1 protein-coding gene is annotated in these 2,445 nt (G+C 40.4%); it reads left to right on the top strand.

Features of this window, described 5'->3' with window-relative positions:
* Positions 1-175: 175 nt before the first annotated feature.
* A partial coding sequence (locus DBR11_RS19615; RefSeq protein ID WP_108554321.1) for an SNF2-related protein occupies positions 176-2,445 on the top strand: 2,270 nt, incomplete at its 3' end.

The following is a 2,445-nucleotide window of genomic DNA, read 5'->3' as shown; positions in this document are numbered from 1 at the left end:
TCTGGAGAGGAATGGATTTGCCTGCCGATCATGCTTTTAAAGAACCAAATTAAATTGTAATTATTTATTAATAAGATAATTTAGCGCTGTACCTAAATGTTTGGTAAATTAAGATGGGCTAATTAAACATCTTTCTTGAGTTAGTTGCAAGGGTGTATATCCGTATCTTTGGTTGATGCCTGATAGAGAAATTATAATCGAAGACTTTCATATTGATGAGCTGAACAATGTTTTTATAGCTCGCCATGCTGCCCACCCTGCCGATATGGATATGCAGGGGTATTATGAGGTAAAGCCTTTGGAACCGGATTTGGGTTATTGTCTGTTCATTTGCAAGCCTGGATCAGCAATGACGGCTTATGTTTCACTTACTGTAGAAGGAACGACACTAAGGATGGGCTGTGACTGTAAGGAACGCAGCATTGGTTTGTGCAGCCATCAGGTACAGGTGCTCTATAATGTGATCCGCAGAGATGATATCCTTGTGTTTTTTGATAAAAGATTGAGAAGGGAAAAGATGCTGCGGGTGGCGAAGGAATATGGTTTGGAACAGGAGCCGGATCTGGACCGTTTCTTTCTGGCGGAATATAGCAGCGGATCAGTCGAGATAAAACCAATCTCCAAAACACTTTTTAAAGTGAATTCAGAAACGACTGCTGCACTTGCCGCTAGTTTATTGCCGGCACATCCAGCAGGAAGCGGCGGGAGAGAGAGCGGAAAGAGCAAAAGAGTTATTGTATTTAGAAAACACAAATATTACAGGCATTTGTATATTGAATTGTACGAAGGTGAACAGACTCAGCAGGGGAAGGTGAAGAATCCATTGGTTCTGATTAACCCTATGGATTTGATCTGGAAGGTTGAGGACAAGGATGAACTGAAATTTTATACAGCAGTAGCTAAGTTTCAGAATGCCTATGAATCGGAACGATCCAATTCAGATATTGAGGCATTAAAGGCCCTGGCCAGAAATCCTTTCGGTTTGGAAGTGTTTGAGCACAAGGACGGCGCGAAAACTGTGAGTACGAGTTCGCTGAGCCCGGTGATGCTTAAAGCACTAAACATCGACATTAAAATTTCTGTAGATCAAAGTGATGCTTTTTATCAGGTGGCCGGACAGCTTTATCTGGAAGATAGGTCTTATGACCTGGAAAAGTTGCAGGTGAAGTTTAGCTATTTTCTGGATTACAACAAGACGCTTTATCTGATCGATAACCCGGATTTCTTAAAGATGATCGATTTCTTTAAACAGCACAACAATAAAATTCTGATCCATCAGTCTAAATTTGCTGAATTTCAACAAAGTATACTTGCCCGACTGGAAGATAAAATTCACATTTCCTATTCATATTTGAAGCCAGCAACAGCAAAGCAATTGAAAGAGCAACATTTTGATCTCCCTAATGAACAATTGATTTATCTGTCTGACGAGGGTGATTATGTTTTACTGACACCTGTACTGAAATACGGTAGTGTTGAAGTTCCTGTATTAAGTAAGAAAACAATTTATTCTATTGATGCCAAAGGCAATCCTTTTACCGTGAAACGGGATGAGCCTTTGGAACTTAGATTGACTTCTGTCTTAATCCGGCAGCATCCCCATTTTGAGGAACAGCTGGACCATACCCATTTCTACTTACATAAATCCAGATTTTTGGATAATGGCTGGTTTTTGGATGCATTTGAAGAGTGGAAACAGGAAGGCATCACGGTACTTGGGTTCAATGAATTGAAGAATAATAAGCTAAGTCCTCATAAAGCAAAGATTGAGATTAAGGTGTTGAGCGGACTGGATTGGTTTGAGACTTCTGCAGATGTTCGTTTTGGAAGTGAAAAGGTTTCTTTAAAATATTTGCACAAATCAATACGGAACAAGAGCAAATTTGTACAACTTGGGGATGATACCTTGGGTATTTTACCAGATGAATGGATAGAGAAATTCGCTAAGTATTTTAATTCTGGGGAAGTAGAAGAAGAGGTGATCCGGACGCCGAAGGTAAATTTTGCTTCTATTGCTGAAATGTACGAGGATGAGGTGCTGTCAAAAGAAGTTAAGCTTGAACTGGCGATGTTCAATTCCAGGATCTCAGATTTTCATTCTATTACGGAAGTGAATGTGCCTTCAGGCTTTTTAGGAGAATTGAGGGCTTATCAGTTACAGGGTTTAAATTGGTTGAATTTTTTGGATGAATTTGGTTTTGGTGGCTGTTTGGCCGACGATATGGGGCTGGGTAAGACCATTCAGATCATTGCTTTTATATTGCTGCAAAAGGAGCGTGGGCGGCAGGCCAGTCTGATTGTAGTGCCAACAAGTCTTATTTTTAACTGGCAAACGGAGTTGGCCAGATTTGCTCCTTTGTTAAAGGTTCATACGCTGTATGGGTCGGAAAGGAGAAAGGATGCCAGTCCTTTTAACCAGGCTGATGTAGTGATTACTTCTTATGG

The organism is Pedobacter sp. HMWF019 (assembly GCF_003061025.1).
Lineage (GTDB): Bacteria > Bacteroidota > Bacteroidia > Sphingobacteriales > Sphingobacteriaceae > Pedobacter.
The sequence above is the reverse complement of the archived record's forward strand: the minus strand, read 5'-3'. Positions and strand labels throughout refer to the sequence as shown.